Annotated in this window: 9 protein-coding genes and 5 pseudogenes; 8 read left to right on the plus strand and 6 right to left on the minus strand. The window is 57.4% G+C overall.

The window, feature by feature from the left end; all coding sequences use genetic code 11:
• Window positions 1–466 precede the first annotated feature (466 nt).
• The 4 genes and pseudogenes from ACSKB9_RS16670 (at window position 467) to dctA (ending at window position 5,690) form a co-directional block, all read left to right on the plus strand.
• Window positions 467–1,216, plus strand: a complete 750-nt coding sequence (locus tag ACSKB9_RS16670; protein ID WP_438074299.1) for a hypothetical protein — start codon at window positions 467–469, stop codon at window positions 1,214–1,216.
• 56 nt (window positions 1,217–1,272) lie between these two features.
• Window positions 1,273–1,944, plus strand: a pseudogene (locus ACSKB9_RS16675) (hypothetical protein).
• Between the two features lie 634 nt (window positions 1,945–2,578).
• Window positions 2,579–3,019, plus strand: coding sequence for a VirK family protein (locus tag ACSKB9_RS16680; protein ID WP_438074300.1), 441 nt, complete (start codon window positions 2,579–2,581; stop codon window positions 3,017–3,019).
• 1,358 nt (window positions 3,020–4,377) lie between these two features.
• Window positions 4,378–5,690: pseudogene (dctA, locus tag ACSKB9_RS16685) on the plus strand (C4-dicarboxylate transporter DctA).
• A gap of 1,804 nt (window positions 5,691–7,494) precedes the next feature.
• Here dctA and ACSKB9_RS16690 read toward each other — a convergent pair.
• Window positions 7,495–8,178 (minus strand): omptin family outer membrane protease, encoded by a 684-nt coding sequence (locus tag ACSKB9_RS16690; RefSeq protein WP_438074301.1) that lies wholly within the window; start codon window positions 8,176–8,178, stop codon window positions 7,495–7,497.
• A pseudogene (locus tag ACSKB9_RS16695) lies at window positions 8,175–9,038 on the minus strand (outer membrane protein); the annotation flags it as partial. The pseudogene ACSKB9_RS16695 and the gene ACSKB9_RS16690, both read right to left, overlap by 4 nt.
• 3,019 nt (window positions 9,039–12,057) lie before the next feature.
• Between ACSKB9_RS16695 and ACSKB9_RS16700 the strand changes: the two are divergent.
• Entirely contained in the window at window positions 12,058–12,252 is a 195-nt protein-coding gene (locus ACSKB9_RS16700) for a hypothetical protein (protein WP_438074302.1), read from the plus strand.
• A gap of 114 nt (window positions 12,253–12,366) precedes the next feature.
• Window positions 12,367–12,510 (plus strand): annotated as a pseudogene (locus ACSKB9_RS16705) (transposase domain-containing protein); the annotation flags it as partial.
• Between the two features lie 6 nt (window positions 12,511–12,516).
• Here ACSKB9_RS16705 and ACSKB9_RS16710 read toward each other — a convergent pair.
• Together ACSKB9_RS16710 and ACSKB9_RS16715 are read right to left on the minus strand one after the other, a co-directional pair.
• Window positions 12,517–12,651, minus strand: a pseudogene (locus ACSKB9_RS16710) (IS5/IS1182 family transposase); the annotation flags it as partial.
• Between the two features lie 53 nt (window positions 12,652–12,704).
• Window positions 12,705–13,856 carry a TlpA disulfide reductase family protein gene (locus ACSKB9_RS16715; RefSeq protein ID WP_438080251.1) on the minus strand — a complete coding sequence of 384 codons (1,152 nt, stop codon included), beginning with the start codon at window positions 13,854–13,856 and terminating at the stop codon, window positions 12,705–12,707.
• Window positions 13,857–16,793: 2,937 nt separating this feature from the next.
• Between ACSKB9_RS16715 and ACSKB9_RS16720 the strand changes: the two genes are divergently transcribed.
• Window positions 16,794–17,054: a hypothetical protein gene (locus ACSKB9_RS16720; protein ID WP_438074303.1), complete on the plus strand. Its 261-nt coding sequence runs from the start codon at window positions 16,794–16,796 to the stop codon at window positions 17,052–17,054.
• A 28-nt stretch (window positions 17,055–17,082) separates the two neighbouring features.
• Window positions 17,083–18,249 carry a molybdenum ABC transporter ATP-binding protein gene (gene modC / locus ACSKB9_RS16725; protein ID WP_438074304.1) on the plus strand — a complete coding sequence of 389 codons (1,167 nt, stop codon included), beginning with the start codon at window positions 17,083–17,085 and terminating at the stop codon, window positions 18,247–18,249.
• A gap of 173 nt (window positions 18,250–18,422) precedes the next feature.
• Here modC and ACSKB9_RS16730 read toward each other — a convergent pair whose 3' ends face one another.
• Both ACSKB9_RS16730 and ACSKB9_RS16735 read right to left on the minus strand, forming a co-directional pair.
• Window positions 18,423–18,773, minus strand: coding sequence for a hypothetical protein (locus ACSKB9_RS16730; protein WP_438074305.1), 351 nt, complete (start codon window positions 18,771–18,773; stop codon window positions 18,423–18,425).
• 12 nt (window positions 18,774–18,785) lie between these two features.
• Complete coding sequence (locus ACSKB9_RS16735) at window positions 18,786–19,799, minus strand: hypothetical protein (protein ID WP_438074306.1); 1,014 nt, start codon at window positions 19,797–19,799, stop codon at window positions 18,786–18,788.
• Window positions 19,800–20,381 lie beyond the last annotated feature (582 nt).

A 20,381-nucleotide genomic window follows, 5' to 3' on the forward strand; every position in this document is an offset into this window, starting at 1 on the left:
CATGCCTCATCTCTTCGAGATGATTGCATCCCGACTTCACTCACTGGCCCAGGATCTCTCTCGATTTTCCCCTTAGTTATCGACGCACGCGCGCCATATCTTACGTCGCACTTTTTCCAGTTCTACAACCTGACGCTACGTGCGGTTCAAGCCATTTTAGTACCGCTGCATGTTCGAACGACGAGGCAGTTATCCGAGCGCAAACATCCAACTGACCGGCCCTTTGCTAGACGGCTCGATCGAATGATGGAAATCCGTTGGAACCAACATCAGCACTGGCGCCCTCTGCGCTCTTTAATCGTCATTGCTTTCCACGTCCTTGGCAATGGAAGCTGTCGACCAAACATTCTGTTGACGTCGTAAAAACTCGATTGTCCCTCGTTCTGCCATTTTCCCACCCAAAGCAGAGGCCCGACCGCTGGCGCATGTCGCGCCGGCGCGAGAGCGAGTGCCTCAGGGGAATTCTATGGTGAAACCAGTTGTGATTGTGGTCGGCGCGGACAAGGGCGGCGTTGGAAAGACGACAGTGTCGCGAACGCTTCTCGACTACTTCAGCAACAATGAAGTGCAGACACGCGCTTTCGATACGGAATCACCGCGGGGAACGTTGAAGCGCTTTCACCCTGACGTCACCGAGATCGTCGATATGACGACGACCGCGGATCAGATGAGGATCTTTGATACCTTAAACTCCGGACTATCCGTCACGGTGATCGATGCGCGCGCTGGCCTATTGTCCTCGGCGTTGGGCTCTTTGCGCGACATCGGCTTTTTGGATGCCGCGCGGTCCGGCCAAATCACATTTGCCGTCTTCCATATACTGGGCCCTTCCATCGCCTCGCTGGACGAGATCGCCGAAACCGCCGATTTTATGAGCGGCGCGAAATACTTCCTGGTGAAGAATTTCATCAACGACACCCAATTCTTCCAGTGGGACCAGTCGACCTACAATTCCTATTTCCATCGCATCAAATATGCTACCGAGCTTACCATACCCAAGCTCGACGCGATGGCCTATGAGCAGGTCGAGGTCGCTTCCGTGCCCTTCGTTGACTTCATCGCGAACAAGGGGCGGCGCGACGAGCCGGCGAACTACTCCTTCGTGCTGCGCGGCTATGTCCGTCACTGGCTCGCAAATGTCTGGAGCGAGTATGACCGCATCAACTTGACCGAATTGACCGGCGCCAAATCGGCGGCCCGCGGCGGCGAGAAATAGCCGCGTATTCGGCGAGCGACGGGCCCACGTACGAAATTCGATTGATTCTGCCGGCTATGTTAGCAACGCCCGTTTACATCATCTGCTCTCCTAGCCCGCAGGTCGGTAAGACCCTGATCGCTCGCCTCGTAAGCGAGTTCCTGGTGCTGAAGAACGGCACGGCTCTCTCCTTCGATGTCAATCTGAGGGAGCCGTCATTGCTCGATTACCTTCCTCACATCACGGAGACCGCAGATGTGACAGATACCTACGGCAAGATTTAGCTGATCGACCCGCTTATCGTCCATGATCGGGTGGCCAAAGTGATTGACCTCGGCTTTCACGCCTTCGACGAATTCTTCAAAACGTGCGAAGATATCCGCTTCATGAAGGAGACGGTGTGCCGCTATGTCGTCCCGATCATCCTGTTCGTCGCAGGCGCTGATCGTATGTCCTGGCGCAGTTATGAGATGCTACGGCGACAGACCCCGCCAGGGGCGCTGATCACCGTCCACAATGAGTTCGTGCTCCGTGGCCCGCTGCCTGACATCATGGATGACGGGCGTGTGCTCCGGATCCCCGCGCTGCCGAAATTTCTAAAGGCCTACATAGACCGACTAAATTTTTCCTTCACCGGATACCTGCGCAACGAGAAGGATTGGTCGACCGAGCTGCATCAATGGATTCGAGGGAATTATACCCTGCTTCGCGACTTGGAACTGAGTGCTCAGATACAGAGATCATACTAAGCTCGCGGGTTCAATGTCGCTGGTCCAAGTCGCACCATTGCGAGTTTAGGCTCAATCGGGTTGACTGCGCCAATTGTCCGGTCATGAGCGTAGCCGTTGGCCATCGGCCAAGACTTTCCGCGATGTGGTTCACCGCGCGACCTGCAATAGGCGATCGCGCGGGCCGCGCGATGACTGTCGAACATGCCGGGCGTGGAGTATGGCTCAATGAAACTGATCTCGCTCCGAGCTACATAGTCCAGCCGATGGGTCTTCCTATCAAACTTTGGACTGCCTGGTCTTACTGCGCCCAGATCTTGATGGGCATAGGTGTGGATTCGATTGCACAGCGCGGAGATCCGCCTACCGCCTGACCAATGCGCTCGCGATATGCCGGCGCCTGGTTACGACCGAATCGGCATGCGAGGCTCGGTTCTGAGCGATTGACGCGCAAATCGTCGCGTCATTTCAAAACCTCACGTACGAGATTGTGACGTTCGATTAGCATTCGCAAAGGCTAGCTTGCGGTTGCAGCGCGTGGTGTTGTCGGGAGGCAAACGCGCCAGATGTCCGGATTCCGCCAAGCTGGTTGGGGACACGACGCCGGCAAGCTGGTGCTTGCGCGGACTTTGATTTCTATCGAGGAGAATACGGTATGCAGTTCAGTGGCAGATGCCTGTCGATCCTGTTGACCTTACTGTCAGCTGCAGGCGTGAGTGCGAGCGCTAGGGCGGATGAGCCCTCGCCGAAATACGCCGAGGTGCTCAGCGCCCTGCAGGACGGCAAGAATGTGAAGGTCATACTGGACCTGAATCGGTGCACCACCGCCGACGGTGGCAAGCCCGGACCGGCCGTGCAGGGCGGGCTGGCGATCCGTGCCTTCAGAGTGTCCGCCCAGAACGGCATCAGCTTCGCCGATGCGCATCAAACCCTGGACAGCTCGGGACATCCGGTGACCGAATATATTCGCCACAGCCTCGGCCGCGACGGCAAGCTCACCGTGCGGGCGTCCAAGGTGGCTGCCGGAGCCGCGGAAGCCGTGAACCAAGGCGAATTCGTCTGCGAACTGCCTGACGGCGCGAAGTTCGTCTGGTAATCGGGCAAAGCATAGCCATCGGCCGGTTGCAGCTTCGCGCAGCCTGCTGATGGCTGGCGCGATTTCTGCGCTGTCCCTGGTGACCTTTGCCAGGCGATAGCCGATCCATCGGCGCCCACACGATCAGGTCATGAACTCCGCCGATGCCATGGCGGCAACATCAATTATAAGTCGGAGAGCGCTCTCCACGAGTTCTCGGCGCCCGATGTGCCTCTGCCATCGGCGCCAGAGGCAACGTGAGATTCAAGGTGAAGTGGCAATCAAGGTGAGCCGAGGCAGCGGCCTGCCCGACATCGAACACTTGTCGGCAGACTTGGAACACCCAGTTCGACCCGGCCGCGACCATTCCGGTAATGCTTTGTCGCTGGTTGAATCAGATTCGAGGTGCTGAAAAACTCTCTGACCGGGCTCGGTCGCGGAAATCGCTAGACAAGCCCCACGAGTGAGACCGTAGGAGGACATGCTTATCCAGTGGGTCGAGCCGGTACGAAAAGCATGTCGGCCCGTCAACGTTTTGTCGCGTTTCTGCAATGACCCGCTGAAGGCATCAATGTCGCAAGTCCGACCAAGGTGCAAGCATCCGCGCGAAGGTCGCAAAGCCCGTGGCATTTCGTCCGTTTGAGCAATGCTCGGACGCTTCTTGGGCGGCATGCCATTTGCTGGATGGGTAGAGAACAAGATAAGCGGCGACCAGTGAAGCCTTGCGGTCGCCAGTCAGGGAGGTCGGACGTGGCGAAGAGATTCGTCGAAGATGGGTTGCTAAGGAAGACACGACGGATCTTGATCCCGCGAAGGCGTCCCGGCAGTCGTTGGCCGTGCGCAGGATCCTGTCATTGCTACTTGCATGTGGTGGCACCGGCGCGCAACCTCGATCCGGTCTACAATCGAAATGTCATCCGCTTTCCGATCGCCCTCTACGGACAGACCCGGAGTGGCGCGAACTATCGAACGACAGCCGCAAAATCCGGCCAGCTTTGTGTAAGATCTGTCGCTGCTCGCGCGGCGACCTTCGACGGCGACGAAATAGCGGCGGTCAAGTGCAACGATCCGAAAATCATTCGCATCCTGCGGGTCGTGCTCCAAAATCACGCCTGCCCTGGCTACCTTCTGACTTCATACCGGCGCCACCGGCGTCGCGTTCGAGCTTTGTTTGACTTTGTAAAACTACTGCTCAGGGCGCCAATCGCATCTTGGCCGGGTAAGACGCGACCCGACACTCCCGGCTCGCTCGGTCACATAAGACCACGAACAGCATTGGCCGGATTGAAAAGGCAAGCTTCGCGTAATCTCACCCAGAGGGGAAAACCTACCGCGTGGGGCTGCGGCGCGTGTCCTCGTTCGCTTGGGAAGGGCCCATCATGGTAATCATCGCAGCCGCTCCGCCGGCGGCGCCCTCGCGCGCCTGGTACAAAATCCCCTATGTCCAGGTACTCATCGCAATCCTGATCGGCGTTATGGTCGGCTATTTGTGGCCTTCTGTCGCGACAAATGACTGGATCAAGGCGCTCGGCGACGGATTCATCAAGCTGATCAAAATGCTCGTCGCGCCGATCATCTTTTGCACCGTGGTATCCGGCATTTCACACATTCAAGATGCCGGAAAGGTCGGCCGGGTTGGCATCAAGGCGCTGGTTTATTTCGAGGTCGTTTCCACTTTCGCACTGCTACTTGGTCTGGTCATAGGCAATCTGTTCCCGATCGGCCATGGACTCGCGGTCAAGGCCGATGCCGCGGCTGTGGCCAGCCTGGTCAACAAATCCGAGGCGCAGAAAGGGGTCGATTTCGTCCTCAACATCATTCCGGACAGCGTGGTCGGCGCGCTGGCGCGGGCGACATCCTGCAAGTGCTGCTGTTTGCCATTCTGCTCGGCTTTTCACTGATGGCCCTGGGCGAGAAGGGTGAGCGGTTGCGTGGGATCATTGACGATGCCGCACACGCTGTATTTGGCGTCATCGCCATCGTGATGAAGGCGGCTCCCATCGGCGCCTTTGGCGCTATGGCCTTCACGATCGGCAAATTCGGACCAGCTGCGCTCGGCAATCTCGTCGGATTGGTCATCCTGTTCTATGCCACGGCCGCGCTTTTCGTTGTGCTTGTGCTCGGTCTGATTGCACGCTTGATCGGCTTTTCCATATTCAAGTTCATTGCCTATATCAAGGATGAGCTATTGATCGTCCTGGGTACCTCGTCCTCGGAAAGCGTGCTGCCGCAGTTGATGAAAAAGCTGGAACGGCTGGGTTGCTCGAAGCCGCTGGTGGGCCTCGTGGTGCCAACCGGATACTCATTCAATCTCGACGGTACCAACATTTACATGACGTTGGCGACGTTGTTCATCGCGCAGGCGCTCGACGTTAACCTGACCTTGGGCCAGCAGTTCACAATCATCATTGTAGCGATGCTCACGTCTAAAGGCGCAAGCGGTGTCACTGGCGCCGGTTTCGTCACGCTCGCAGCGACCCTGACGGTTGTCAGTCCCGCGCTGGTACCAGGAATTGCGATCGTCTTCTCGATCGATAAATTTATGAGTGAGGTGCGTGCACTGACAAACGTCACGGGGAATGGTGTTGCTGCTATGTTTGTGTCCTGGTGGGAAGGCGAGCTCGACCAAGCGAGCGTACGCAAGCGCCTGAACCAGAAGGACCGGCCCACCAATGTCGGGACATTCGAATAAGACGGGTAAGTGGCAGTGTTCAGCGGCCGGCGAAAGAATCTGGCGCCGCTCATGAGCCTTCGATTTGCCGTCAACGAAGTCGCGGTCGGCTGAATGCGTTGATCGATCACGTACTGACAATAGCGCTCAGACGGTCGCAGCAGCGGAGCCCCTTCGGATGGCGATTGCTCTGTGAGAACACCAATCCTTGATCTTGCCGTAAGCTCGAACTCCGCGCACCAGAGAAGTAGATGCACGTTCTCGGACCTCCGCGAGACCCGCCACGTCATCGGCCTCAATATCAAGCTCGCGGAGCGGACACTCCAAACCCACGGCGCGACGATGGCCTACCCCAGGGCATGCGGCTCGCCGCGACCTAGCCTCGGCTTAAGGTCTTTGCTGCTATGAGGTGTGTAACCCGACCTCCTCAGGGCGGCGCAGGAATTCCTCAACGGGCACGCCGACAATGCGGATAAAAGTCGTGATCTACCGCAAATGACTATCAAATGCGCGGGGACAGAGTGATATCGATCGAAAGCTCAGCGTATATCGAACATTCGCAATGCCCCCAAGCAAAATGGCCTGCGCCTTGCAAAAGCGTAGACACGAAACCAGCGGGCATGACGCGGCGTAATGGAGCGGCTTGCCGCGTAGCGGCACGATTGGTCATTTCAAGAGCTATTTGGAAGTTAGTCGGCGCGCGCGATGAGCTCGGTTGATGATAAGCTCAGTGAGATCAGGTCGGTACGCAACCACATTTGGCGTTGTCGTGAGTTGCTTCAGACAGAATTACCTGATGCGGAGCGGAAGCTCATTGAGAACAGCCTTCTTGAACAGCATTCTGCCTTTGAGAAGCTTTTAGCGAAAACATTTCCTTTGACGTTCCGGCTCTGAAGTAAGTTTGCCGCCGGTGCCGCGGATGCTTTCTGGACATGGGCACAGAGAGTTGCCTAAGCGCCCCTCTTAGCCCATCACAGTACAAATTCATTAGATAAAGCCGTAAGGGGCTCAATTGCCAATTCGAGGAATATCGCCGGAAGCTGACGTAGACTGCCTTTCTCGATCCGATGACCGATCTTCGACGTCAGAGCGAACCGGTCCCCCGTCAAAATTCCGCAACAAAGGCACCGCCTTCCCCGTCTTCGCGATCACCGTGAACGCTGCGGCGTGCGGCAGAACACCAACCAGATCGTCGCCACTCGATAAAGTTGGAACAGGCACTTCGTCCACGCCGATCTAGCCATACTGATCGACGGAGGTCACGAGATTCAAGTTCATCCGGCAGGTTCGAGATCAAGCGTTTTGACCCCGCGCCTGTTTCGGAGAGGGTCTCTTTCACGAATTGGACTGCTCCTTTGCGGACACTTGGGCTTTGCCGCGTCCGGTAGGCCGCTACCCTAGCTTGAGGACGAGCCGCGATCGCACATTGCAAACAGGACCTGTTGTGACCGGACTTATGGTGTAGCGGAGCTTTGACATGCGTAGCCAACTACACAATCCGACGTCATCGCTCGAAACGCGGATTCACCAAGGGTTTGATCCGTCTGGAAGACGGTCCGCTAGTGCTATCGTCCGGCATGTCTCAGTCGAGGGAATAAAGGAGCCGCTCCGACCTGGCAGATCTCTCTGCCGAAGCTGTACAGCTTCCGTGATGCTTGGCATTCACGCTCGCTGACATCGATAAAGACTATCGGTCTTTCGCAAACCGATAGCGTTTGCGATTTCATTCCCGGCCTCCCCCAAATCGACAAACAAATGGCTCCTCCTTTCCGCAGTCGTCTGATCGCTACCGGAACGTAAGACTCCCCAACTATCCGGGCTATCTTCAGTCGAGCTTATAAGCGACTTGGAAGAATATGCCCCAACGCTCCATGCTGTACTTCGCAAATTCAGGTCCAGCGATCGTGCCCGGGTCACCGCAGCCGCTGCACGTGAAATCGCTGTCCTTTTTGGTCCACATAGCCCAATAGCGGCCACCGATGCCCACGCTGAAATTGTTGGTGAGGAAGTAAGACAACACTCCTTGAACTTGCACTCCGCCGCCCCCATTGCCGCGTTGATCAAAAAAGGTGGTCGTCGGTCGCAAGAGATGGTTGTCACGACCACTGAAATCGGTCCAGGGCAGGTACGCAATGTCGGCGCTGACGCTCCAGCGCTCTGCAAACATGGTCTCTCCGCTCAAGCCGATACGCGGAGCATTCCAATGGGTATCCTGGCTTCCGATGATCCGGTGGTCGCCGGGCGCCAGACATGGAGATGAGAAGTTGGCGAGCTGCACGCAGCCTGGCGTGTCCGAGTTCTGGCCGTAATATGTCCAACCGATGAATCCACCGACCTTGTAGTCGGTGCCGCGCAGGAGATCATAGCCAGCGTCAGCCGTGTAGTATGTGAACCTGCCATTCGCCTGACCTGAGATCGTGTCGCTATAGGATAGTCTTCTTTCGATCCCCCAGTCTTCATCGTTCATCTTTCCGCTGTTGAAACGCCCGGTGCCAACATAACCCTTCAAAAATATCCCCCACGGACTGTCAAGACGGCCAAATAATTCCCGGAAAGCCCGTCCAGTTCGTGATAGGTGAGCCTCGACTCAAGAATGCTTGGATCTCCAGGGATTACCGGCACGGCGCTGTTGTCCCATTGGAATCGTCCCCGGCTGAGCCACAGCCTTGAGCCGGCCTCGAACGACCAACCGGCCGTGTAGGCAATTGGCCGTACGGTGTCGGTAGCTTGTGCGTACAGCGGCGGGTCGAACCATTGCGTCGCCCGAGGGTCGGCGCCAAAATGGTAGTTGAGAGCGAGCTTTCCGATCTGATAGCTGCTGGACAGGCTGGTTGTGTTCGCTGGAAGAATTGCAGGCGGTGGAAACTGCACGGTCGGAGGTGTCGCCACGCTCGGCCCGCCAAATTGCAAATAGTCATACTCGAATTTGACGGACCATGCCGGCGTCAGCGCCTGCTCGACGCCGACGCCGACGATGCCTCCGACACGACCATAGTCGAAGTGGGTCGTCTCCTGAGACATGAAGCCAAAATATTCATTATTGTTGACGACGTCCCCGCGATTGTTCTGCCAAGCCACGCCTCCCTTGAAGTAAGCTAGGGTGCGACCCTGCGCGCCAAACGCGTAACCTACACGGCCGGTCCCGGCGACAAAGACGGCTGGGCTTGCCTTGCAGTTTGCACTCACAACAATGCCGGAGGCTGCGAGGCAGCTGTTTGTGCCGTCGGAAATAGCCCGGCTAGCGTCAAGCTCGACACCGAAAACCCAGCTGCTGTTCTGCCAATTGTAGCCGATTTGGCCACCTGCCAGGAAGGCAGGGGTATCGACGACGTCGCCATAGATTGAGGGACCGTAAGGATTACTGAAGGACGTGCGGCCGTAACCACCGCCGACATGCGCGCCAACATATCCTCCTGACCAGCTCCACAGCGCCGATGGTAGCTTTACTGTTGGCTCAAGGTCCGCGGAGTTGGCTGCACCGCCTCCAAGGATCGCAACTGTGGCGGCTACCCAAGTACGTACTCCAGATCGCATCGTAACTCCACTGTCGCGACGTGCGCCATCTATCGATGGCCGGATGACAATTAGCTACGCTCGTAGCCACGTGCCCGTCGGTGGACCAGCTACCAATCTTGGTGGGGGTAGATCTCTTTCCTCCCTACTGCTTGCTTCGATTTCCTCGGCGCAATGACAGCCTGATTCGCATCAGTTCGACGGCTTGTCGCGATACTGTTGCGATCTTGCAGCTCGGACGCTCTTTTCCGGGCGAAGACGCTCGAACGTTGTCGTTTGTTGATGCCAGTTCGTCGCACACCTGCCCTTCTCTCGATCGCGCATGGAACCACGCGACGACATTCGTCGCGCAACGTATTGAAGTTCTCTCTGAACAAAACATAGCGGCGTCTGGGTCATCACGACCAGTAAAGTGGCTGCAGAAGCGCATCAAGTCCGGCCTGCAAGACGCCGCCGTCGCTTTTGGCCTCAGATCTCGCGCTTGAGCGTGTTTTGTATGTACAGTAGTTGTCGCAAGAACAGCGATGGCCGCTACAACGCGATATGCCATGCAGATCCAATAAGTGCGTCGCTTTTGGTTCACCACATTTCTCTTAAGCTAGACGTCCTTCTATCGCCTTGCGAAATGAGCAACATGGCCCGCCAGACAGAACAAGCCGAAGCTTTTCAAGCATAGACGGCAGGACGCGCTCTCTTATCTCCCCGATCCGAGCAGCGCTCTCGGGTGGTTCACGCCACCCATATTCGCAACCAAGACCTACTTATTTGCGGCCGAGCAGCGGGCGAGAACCTGGCATACGAAGCTCTCGTGGCTGGTCTGAGCTCACGATCAGTCCGTGAGCGCCACCGGCGCCTGTTGACAATCTGGCCATCACGCGATGGCCGGGTTGGCTCACGGCAGACCCTAACCATCTTTGCTGCGGTGGATTTGGACAACGACATTCCGGAAAACGAATCGAATCTGCCCCCGATGCCGGCTAATCCCGCGTCAAGCAAATCCACCGCGCAATGATGCCATAACCGTTTGAAAGGGAGTAAGCCGCAAGCCGCTCACCCAGTCGGGACCAGGCGTCTATGACGCGTGCTGTCATGCCAAATTCAACTATCTGCGGAAGAGCGGCGCGCGGACATCGAAGACCGCACTTCGCGCCGGCGTCCGCTCTTCAATTCAGCAGCGCCAACGCTAAGACGTTCCGCTCTGATCTCGCATTGCGCGTCCCGCTTCGGCGCAGCTTGACCCGCACCAGCTATGCCGAGCAGTAACACTTCGCATGCTGGACTATTCACGACCAAGGACCTTGCCAATTACGCTTTCCAGGTGACATTCGAATTCTTTACTGCCCGATGTGAGGCTTCGAGAGACGACAGCCGACAGCCTTATCCCATACAACCTGACGCTACGTGCGGTTCAAGCCTTATTGCGTGCCGCCGCGACGATATTCTTTCCTCGTAGCCTCGAAGCAGTTGGGCGGCCCACGGTCGGCGACGTCGGTCTGCTCACCGGCGAGGGCGTCAAGTTCCGCGTCACCGTTCAAACCGACGGTACGGAGAGACTTAAAAATCGTGACCGTCTCCTCCCTTGCCTGCCACTGGCTGATCGTCAGTTGTCCGGCGCCATTATCCGACCAATGATCCGTGCCAATCTCAACAGCGATCGAGGCCAGGCGGCCACTTCTAGCGATCCAAAGGGGAGGTGGACGACCTCGTCCGCGTTGAGGTTCGTTGACGGTGGCATTAGCCCGTCGAACCGATCCTCGCATCGATGCAGACGCCTCCAAAGGGGTCGCCATCGAATCCGCCTCGCGTCGGCTGTCCGTGTCCGATTGAAGATACCAACATCGCAAGCCAGACGGATACCGGCCATTGCGGGACACTGCGCTGGGCGGGACGTACAAACTTCACCACGATCAAGCAACACGCGCACATTCCTCCAGCGGCACGCAAATTGCTGGGATGAGGAGCCAAGAGCCGTCACAAGGAAAGCGGCGCGATAGCTCGCGTTTGGGGTTCCCGATGAAGCTGAGACTAGCCCAGTTGATTCTGATCGTTGCAGCTCTGATGCTGCTCACGCTCGGAAGCCCTGGAGCGCTGAACACTAACGGACCGATCATAGCGCGGCTTACGCTACCCGCCCGGGAGAATTGCAGCGCCATTTAGACCGAAGATCCAACGTGAGGCCCTGGTGAGCCACGGCGCCAGCCGACTGTTCCACAGCCAGAGTATCCAAACCGTTCCATTTCAGATGTTGCGAGCCTGCCGTCGCTAAGCAACTTCACCTGTCCGATCGCCGGCCGCACGGCGCGCAAATCGGCTGCGGCGCTGACGAATGACACGGACGCGCTCAAAATGCCGCGCATCCGCAAAACCGATTGTCCGCAATCCTGCCCCCGCTCCTTACGGCATAGCCGCGGGGCGACGTCGTGCTCGAGCGAGACAAGCTGGCTCGCCGGCCGGCATGGACCAGTTCATCCTGGGCCGCACGCAATTCGGCGGGTCGTTCCTGCATTCTGGTCTCGAGCTGATCATTTGCCACCTGCAACGTTACCTGGGACGCGCAACTTGCGCCTAACAGCCATTCGCTCCTTCTTCCGGGTCGTGTCTTTCGAGGAGCCGGCTCACAGCGCCCAGATCCAGCGCGTCTTGGCGATACCAAGCAAGCGTCACGACAAGCGTCAGGTGCATTCCTGACACGGTCCGAGATCGAAGCGATTCTCGCCGCCTCAGATCGCTCGACGTGCTCGGACGTCGCGATTAATGCTGCTGCTCGCGGCCCAGACCGGCTTGCGCCTGTCGAGCTGATCAACCTCGACAGGGGTGCCGTCCACCTCGGCGCCGGCGCGCAAATGCGGTGCGTCGGAAAAGCTCGAAAGGAACGATGCACGCCGGCGTCGATTGCTCGGTAATTGCGCTGTGGCTCGGTCTTGAGTTGATCGAAACAACGCAGACCTACCTGCATGCCCATCTCGCACTCAAGGAAGCAGCTCTCGCAAAGCTCAATCCGTACGAGCACAGCAAGCGAATCCGCTGCCAGCCAAGTGATCGCCTGCTCGCCCTCCTTGAGGCGCTGTAAGACGCCAGACTATGCCGAATGGGACCGGGGCCACGACTGCTCGATCAGCTGCAAGTGCGCACAAATGACGGGTTCCTCCCAAAACCATTCGGCATAGTTCGGCAGTCGGCATAAACCTGCAAGCTGAACAACGTTGATCCGCGAGCCTGGCTCGCTGACGTGCTGGCCAGGCTCCCAGATCACCCCGTCAACAGTGTCGCCGACCTACTCCCGTGGAATTGGAAGGCGACCCGACGGTCCAAGGCCGCTGCCGCCTGAGAGCTACGGCTGACCGGCGCGCCTGCCCGGGGTGCTGACCGGATGCGTACCAATCAGCGCCCATTCCGCATCGGTCAGATCGGTTGCGTAGCGCAGTCTGTTGCGCGGATACTTAACCCGAGTGATTTTGGTCCACGGCATCGTGCCTTCCCTCGAATCCTCGCAAATCCGAATGAATCACAGCCGGATCGAAATCACTCACTTATCTTTCGGTCAGGCTCTCTGCTTGCTTTTGCTTGCGGAGCCGAACAAAGCTCTCCGTAACAAGCCTTTTCACCCTTGTAGTTGGCTAGGGCCTGGAGCAACCGAGGTACGTAGAGCTGTTTCCTGTCGTTCTGCATAGGCTTCGGATCATCCACCGATTTCAGTGCCAGCTCCACCAACTCGATCGCGCGTTCCTTGTTGCCGCTCTCGTAAAAATACTGAGCGACTGCCTCATATGCCTGGAACTTGTAGTAGCCGTCTTGCGGGAAATTTAGCGCCAAGATGTGTTCGGAGAGATCCCTACCCATCGCAAAGCGCTCGGCTCGCGGGAGATGGGATGTGTCAATCGCCGGATCGAAGAGTTCGCTTATAGCTATAGTCATCCACTCCTGGGATCTTTGGTCGATCGCGTCGCGAATCAATTGGCCCATGGCCGGCAGGCCCGCCCGAATGTCGCGCATTTTGTGAAGCAATAGATGGACATGAAGCCTGCGGAATTCGAGTTGATTGGGCATCAAGCCGAGGCCCTCTTCAACGGCCGAGAACGCGGCTTTCCAATCCTTCGCCTTCATTGCCGGCTGAAGTTTGGCGTAGATTGGCTTGATCACCGCTATTTCGCTGGCAATACGTTGCCCTTCGTCGATCCGGTTCGTATCGGCAGCTTTGGCTTCATCACTCGTTCGCCAGATGCCGTCGAGAACTTTCGGCAAAACGTCATCGAGTCGCGTCGGGTGTCCGATAAAGGCGATCTGGCCGTCACGGTCGACCACGAAGGAGGTTGGAATTCCGACAGAAAAACTTGGCTCCATCCAGAGCTTGTTCATTTCGCCTGAGTAGTCGAACGCGATCCGATAGTTCAGCTTCGGAAACTTTTCGGTCAACCACGCCTCCAACTTGGTTCGGGCCTCGTCCGCCGTTGGAGCGCTTTCGCTAGCTGCGACTCCGATGACCTCAAGCCCCCTGTCTCTGTATTGCTCTTGCAGCTGCACCAGATGGGGCATCGCCTCCACACATGGCCCGCACCAAGTCGCCCAAAATTCGACGATGTACATTCTCCCAGGCTGAAATTTCTTCAGGTGTTGGCCACGCAGCCAACTCTGCACTTTGATAGGAGGAGCCGGGGATTCCATGCGGAGTACCATGTTGCTCTCCAAAGCTATTGCTAAAGGTTGCCCGACGCTCTCAAACTCGTTCAGCTCTCGACGAAGGCGACAACACTGTTTCGGGATCGGCGCCTGCGCGACCAGCGCCTTGATCATGCAGTAGTAGTCGGCGCGAGTAGATCCTTGGGGAATCTGCGCCATGAAAATGACCGCCAATTCCTCCTTTGGATCGATTCAGAAGAACGCTCCGCCGTAAAGTTAAACACCGTCGTACCGGAAGCGTCGACGCTAACAGCTTTACCGCTGCAATCCGCCGGCTCGGTGCGGGGGCGTGGTCACGGCCACATTGTCGTTCGCCGCTCCCGCATTTCCGAGTATAAGCGGCATAAGAGTTGCGTTGATCAGGATTAATCAGGCGTCTCATCGCGCACCTCCGGACTCGCCGCACCGTTTTGGCCGCGCGACTCTCTGTTGCTCATACCAGCAATCCGCGTGCCACTCTCGAATCTGATGCCGTCTTGGTTCAGGAGAGTGAAATCCGCGTACCTTCTGAAAATGGCGGGCCGTCTTGTCACGTTTCCGACATTGGCCGTCCTTGCACCTGACATGGATGAGACGAGAAAATCAGCCTTAGCATGATGCCGGTCCCCTTCCTCCAATGATTGCAACTTGAGACCAACCGTCCTCGCTATGGGAAGCACTCACGCAACAGGGCCTTCGAAGGGACCGACTCGCATGTAGCGTCAAGTTGTACATACCAGGCGAAGAACCTATCCGCGAAAGCATCGCCAAGTGACGAAGCCATTTTCTCGCGACTGTATGTTCCGCTTTCGGTTGAGGGATGAGCGGGGTTACCCTTGCTAACACAATCGGACGCTACAATTGCACCGCCAATAGTCGCTGATCGAGAGCTAGTATAGTATGTGATCGAAATGAACACGACATTGTCGGTTTCGATAAGAACCGTCGCCAACAACAATACCGTTTCATGGAACGGTCGGCGGCTGCAGCTGCCGCAGAGCCCGGCTCAGCCCTCACTTCATCAAGGCTGTGGTGCGTACACTCACGGTCCTCCACAGTTGCATATGGGAGCAACGCCCTTTTTTGGCCCCTTCGCGCCAGCCCCATTACAGCGTCTTCATCACTGCTACGAGCCGATCCGCCCCAGTATTGTGCTTCGGTACTCTCGTCTCGCGGTGTGCGCCGCTTGAAATTCTCCCTTGGCATAGCAACGACTGGTTCCTGCAGTTCTCTACAAGAGCCTTATATCCAGATCGCGTCCCCTAAACGCCGATCGCCATCCGCGCAGTAATACAGGCGCCTCGCGGATTGATCTCAGGGATGGCACGCGCCCCTGATTTTGGCGATGCCTTACTAATTTGCGACGCAATACCTCCTTCTGTTCCAGCGTTGTTTCGAGCTAAGAACACGGAGCGCGAGCGGAATAGTCTTCTCATTCGTGAACATACACGGGAGGCTCGCCAGCATTCCTTTTCACAGTCACCGCTACGTAACCAAACTGCCGACCAGCCGAAGGCACCAAACGCAAAAACGCTACCCGCAAACACGCCAAGCGCACTCCAAACAACCATTTTCATCTTGCTACTCGTGTTGCCCAATTCGGTATGTCGATGTCAGCCTAGTATGGTCAAAAGCAGACCGCGAGGCTCCTACCGGAATTGGTGGCCCTGCTCGCCGGCAAGCTGCCGATCCCCAAACGTCTTGCGCCTTAGTCAAATAGAGCCTGGTATCGCCTGATGAACCATCGGGCAATTGGGTGCGGACATGAAGAACGCCTCGCCGGACACCAGCATCACTGTCGCGCTATCCGCTCCTGCTTCCTTCTGCAGATCTGACCCTGGCGATCTTGCCTTCAGGCGCCCCGTAACCAACTCTGCACAGTAACTGCCATCGCGCTCAGCTTCTGTCGCAACCTGTCGTGTTCGGTTTGATACTTCGATGTCCCCAGTCCGACTAGAGAGGCACGAGCTTTTTGAGCACGGTGCTAAGCAACTGGTTTCCCTTGCGCTCGAGTTCACTCTCGCATCATCCCCCGATGGCACGCCGCTTGCTGAAACGGCAAGGCATCCAATTTTTGCGGTCAGCCGAACCGCCGCATCGAAAGTTATCTCGACGACAAGGTCTGCCGGCACATCGAGCACACCCAACGTTAGCAAGGAGATCGTGATAACAAACGGAACCGGAACCAACACTGCACGAGCATCGCAGCCGACGCGCTCCAGGACCTCACTAAGCGAGCACTCGCAACGCAAACGGAGCTCCCGAAGAGATCCTTCGAGACATTCTGGCATTGGCAAGAACGAATCCAATCCGAAGCGACGCAACTGACGGAGCTATTCAAAAGTGTTTTCTCCACAACTTCAGCTGCCGATCAGATCGGCCTTCTTCACGCTTGGATCAAAGGCGTCACGCACCGGAACGCGCAAGATCAGATCTATTCGATCGAAACCGCAAACGCCTTCGCAAAGGTTGAACCGCAGATTTGAACAGCGACTGGGCCCTGGCCGAAGCGGAGTTGTTCGCCGTACTCACGTCCAACCTGCGAAGCGGGCTGGCATTCTTTCAGTTTGACCGCGATAGTTAGACCGCGCCAGTCCCCGACGATTCAGCGAGCCGCTACGCAAATTAGCTTCCTGAGCTGGTTCATCTGCTTCCAGTTCGTCAAGCGGCGAAGCGATTTGTGGCTGTGGAAACAACGAACCTGCCGACGCGCTGTCGCATCGGCGCCTGCAAAGTGAGAAACGGTATGCGTGGAGCCGGGATAGTCGGACATCAACACGAGGCTTTTCTAGTGACAACAAATAGCCTCTCCATCTAGGTGGAGGGCCATCATAGTTCAGTGGAGGCTTGTTGCTGTTCGCCTTGATCAGTTTAAGGATCACAGTGTGACCATTGCGAGTTTACAATTCATGGCTGGATCACCATTTTTGTCGCGTGCGGTCGAGAGCCGCGGCATTGGCCAACAAGACCGCGACAATTTCGGTGTGGCCGTTTACGGAGGCCGTATCAACGGGTTCGAACCGCCGCGGTTGCGGACGTCAAGCGAATGGCACGGACAAGCTCAAAATGCCGCACATCGAAAGGCTGTCGATCTGCAATCGCGCCGGCGCACTTGTTGGCGTCGCCGCGGCGGAGGGATCGCCTTCCAGCGAAACAAGCTGCCTTACTGGCATCATCGTGACGCTCGGGCTTGCCGTCGTTTGCTCGTTGCCTTGATCGAACGATACGGCCCGGGCACGCGCACGTGAAGACAGCAAAACCGGGCCGCATCGAAGTCGCCTTCAGCGGCTCTCTCGCGAACATTCCGCTCGATGCGCAATTTGACGTACCAGCAAGCGGCATGACGGCTATTTTCGGCCCACCAGGCTGCGGCAAGACCACGGTGGCGCGTTGCATCGCAGGCTTCCAGCATCTGCCGGCCGGTTTCTGCAAGATCGACGGCGAGGTGTGGCAGGATGCGACCACGTTTCGGCCGGCGCATCTGCGTCCCGTCAGTTATGTGTTTCGGCATCCGACCACCTTTCCTCATTTGTCTGTCAGGTCCCACCTGCTTTATGCGGCGCCTAAATCGGGACCAACTCTGATCGGCTTTGAGGACGTGGTCGAACTGCTCGGCTTGGCATCGTTCCTTGACCGGTCTCCCTCACATCTCTCCGCCGGCGAGCGGCAGCGCGTTGCCATGGCCCGCGCGCTAATGTTTCAGCCGCGATTGCTTGTGATGGATGAGCCACTGGCCTTGCTCGATCGCTCCGGCAAGCGCGAGATTCTACCGTTTCTCGAACGCATGCATGACACGCTCACGCTGCCGATGATCTATGTCAGCCGCGACCTGGCCGAAGTCGAACACTTTGCCGATCATCTTGTCATGATGAAACACGGCAGGGTGACTGCGGCAGGGCCATTGCATGTATTGCAGAGCGATCCAGCGCTGTGGCTTGCGGCACGTAGCGAAGCCGCCATCAGCCTCGATGCCGTGGTCGGCGGCTATGACGGGCGTTATGGGCTCATCATACTCCGCCTCAAAGGCGCGCGCCTGTTGGTGCCGGGACCACCGCTCAAACCCGGCGCACGCCAAAGGCTCCGCATCGCAGCCTGCGACGTCGGCATCGCTCGCGAGGCACCGCGCGCAAGCTCCACCCTCAACGTCTTTCCAGCGCGCATTAAAGCCTCTTTGCCATTCAGCGCGGCGGAGGTCACATTGGTGCTTGCCCTCGAGACTTCAGATATAGGCGCACAGATCCTGGCGCGCATCACGCGCCGCGCCTTTCATGCACTAGGTCTCAGCGAGGGAGTGGACATATTCGCCGAGATCGCACGCATCTCTCTGGTCTCAGCCTCTGAACGGCCGCTGCACGCCGTTTCGACCTCGAGCTTATCGACAGATGTTGCAGGGGCACGCACCGTGAGGTGACGCCATGACAATAGGACGAAGCCGGCGACTGCCGGCCCCGCCCAAGACAGCTGCCGCAGCGCCTCGACCCGGCATGTCCTTTGACGGGAGATCAGGACTAGAAATTCGGCGAACGTACTGACGAGACGGCGGACACGATCACGCACCTTCAGTGTCGTCAGCGCCCTGCCCATTCACCCCGGAATGTAAACGCATCCCGGATCGTCGGGTGGGCAGTCACAATCGCCGATGGTCTGAGCTAAATTAGAGAGTTGCGGTCTCTCTTCCACGAAGCCCTTGATCGCCGTCAAGCTGTTGCGGCGCACTTTGACGAACTGTCCGGAACCGGCAAGATGCGCATTGAGCTCATCACCCAGGCCGGCGTTATGTATGGCAGTCATGATTTTTCCCAAGCCGTGCACTCCGAAGTCGACGTGGGTTCCTCCCGAACGGGCGGGCTTTGGCGCAGCGGCCGTCTTGCTCGCTTTCCCCGCCTTCTTGGCCCGCGATGGTTTGCGGGTCTTCGCCTTTTTGACTTTTGCCATGTCAGGACTCCCTTATAGTGCTGGCTTGAAAATTTTCAGTGCTAGAAATTGCTGAACTGCCCGCGCGGCGCCTAGTTCAGCTCTTCCACCTGAAGCGGTGATGAGCGAACCTTCATAAATCGGACCCCGGACCGCATCGAGGATCTTTGCCTCGCCCTTGTCCAAATACAAACCCACCGTCAGCTGGTGCGTATCCTTGCGCGACACGGAGACGGGAAAGCTCACGTCAGTGACTTGCAGCTGGGGCCCTGAGGGCGCGAAGACGATCTTGGGCGATGCCCCGCCACCGATGGCCGTGGTGAACTGAAGCTGCTGGACCATGCTCGGCGGCCCTTTTTTCACCGTCGCAACGTCCTTGTTGAGCTCATCGAGATTCTCAAACAGGCTCATCAGGGTAAATTCCTTGATCAACTTGGCGAGCCCCACCTTTCCCGCGATCGGGTAGACGTAATCCTCAGTTCTCACCAGATGGTTGGCGCAATAGCTCCCACTCGTCTTTTGAACGAGGTTTCCAAAGTTGTCCGTGATCGTAAACGACCATTCGTTCTGTCTCTGCCTGTCGAAGCTGCCAGTGAGGCCGAGGGTCACCAGTGAAGTCATGGGCGTCGGCCGAATGAGGTTCGCCGACGGATCTATGTTGTTGGTCTCCAAGCCCGTCAAATCGTAATAATAGGCGATGCCCGTGCTGTAGAGCAGCTTTGTCACCGTATGGGCGAAACCAGTCACCTGAGAGGGATCGAAGGCTCTGATCGCCTCGGGATTCTCGTTGTAGGCCCGCTTCAGCTCGTTGCCGATGGCAAAGGAGTAATCGTCGAGTTTCTTCTTGTTCACGTTGTTGTCGGCGCTCGTGAGATAGCCGAGCAACGCGTCAATCACAGCCTGCCGTGCTTCACAGCGAATCTGCCTCGCAATATTGGAGGCTGAAACATGCGCGACGTCATCCGTGACCGGCGCAATGGTGCATCCGCTCAGTAGAAACAATGCACTAAACAAGAATGGGCGACTGCCCTTCGTCCAGAATCGCATCGCGCCCCCGCCACAAATCATTGAAAACATCCGAGAATATTGAAGCCAAAAATCAGCTTAGAAATGAAGATAGAGAAATTCGATCTCGCAGGTTATCGATCGAGCCTTAAAAAACGCAGGCGCGCGCGGTTGCTGCGAGCGGGCCACGCTAGCGGATTAAGTCCCGTGCTCCGAAAAGCCGTGAGCCTTCTCCTGCGAACGGTAAGCAAAACGTGCGATGCGGCAGACCGATCCGACCTGTTCTTTGCGACAAGCCGAGGTCTCACCATAGACTAGAGCTCCCACTTCGGAGCAAGGACAACCGCCCCGGCGGACTTGGCTCGCTCCGAGGCGGCGCCAGCATTTTCTCTCCAATGCCTCCACTCGCCGACAGACTTCACAATGCACAGCTCTTTTTGAAATTGCTCATTTGCGGCCACGATGCTCCAGCCGGCGCGCTCCCTTGCTGTGGTGCCGGGCAGATCAACTTGCCTCGCGTTCTCCTCGCGACGAGGCGCGGATTATCCAGTCCATGTATTGCCCCTTCACCGTCAAAAAGGCGGAGAGATTCGCCTATTGCTAATTGTTACGCGTTAGGCCTGT

The organism is Bradyrhizobium sp. BR 1433, assembly GCF_051547665.1.
In the GTDB taxonomy this organism is placed as follows: Bacteria; Pseudomonadota; Alphaproteobacteria; order Rhizobiales; family Xanthobacteraceae; genus Bradyrhizobium; species Bradyrhizobium australafricanum.

Bases quoted from the DNA above. Each gene is read 5' to 3' on its own strand.
- ACSKB9_RS16670 (WP_438074299.1), top strand. From the start codon at position 467: ATGGTGAAACCAGTTGTGATTGTGGTCGGCGCGGACAAGGGCGGCGTT.
- ACSKB9_RS16680 (WP_438074300.1), top strand. From the start codon at position 2,579: ATGCAGTTCAGTGGCAGATGCCTGTCGATCCTGTTGACCTTACTGTCA.
- ACSKB9_RS16700 (WP_438074302.1), top strand. From the start codon at position 12,058: ATGCACGCCGGCGTCGATTGCTCGGTAATTGCGCTGTGGCTCGGTCTT.
- ACSKB9_RS16715 (WP_438080251.1), bottom strand. From the start codon at position 13,856: ATGGTACTCCGCATGGAATCCCCGGCTCCTCCTATCAAAGTGCAGAGT.
- ACSKB9_RS16730 (WP_438074305.1), bottom strand. From the start codon at position 18,773: ATGGCAAAAGTCAAAAAGGCGAAGACCCGCAAACCATCGCGGGCCAAG.
- ACSKB9_RS16735 (WP_438074306.1), bottom strand. From the start codon at position 19,799: ATGCGATTCTGGACGAAGGGCAGTCGCCCATTCTTGTTTAGTGCATTG.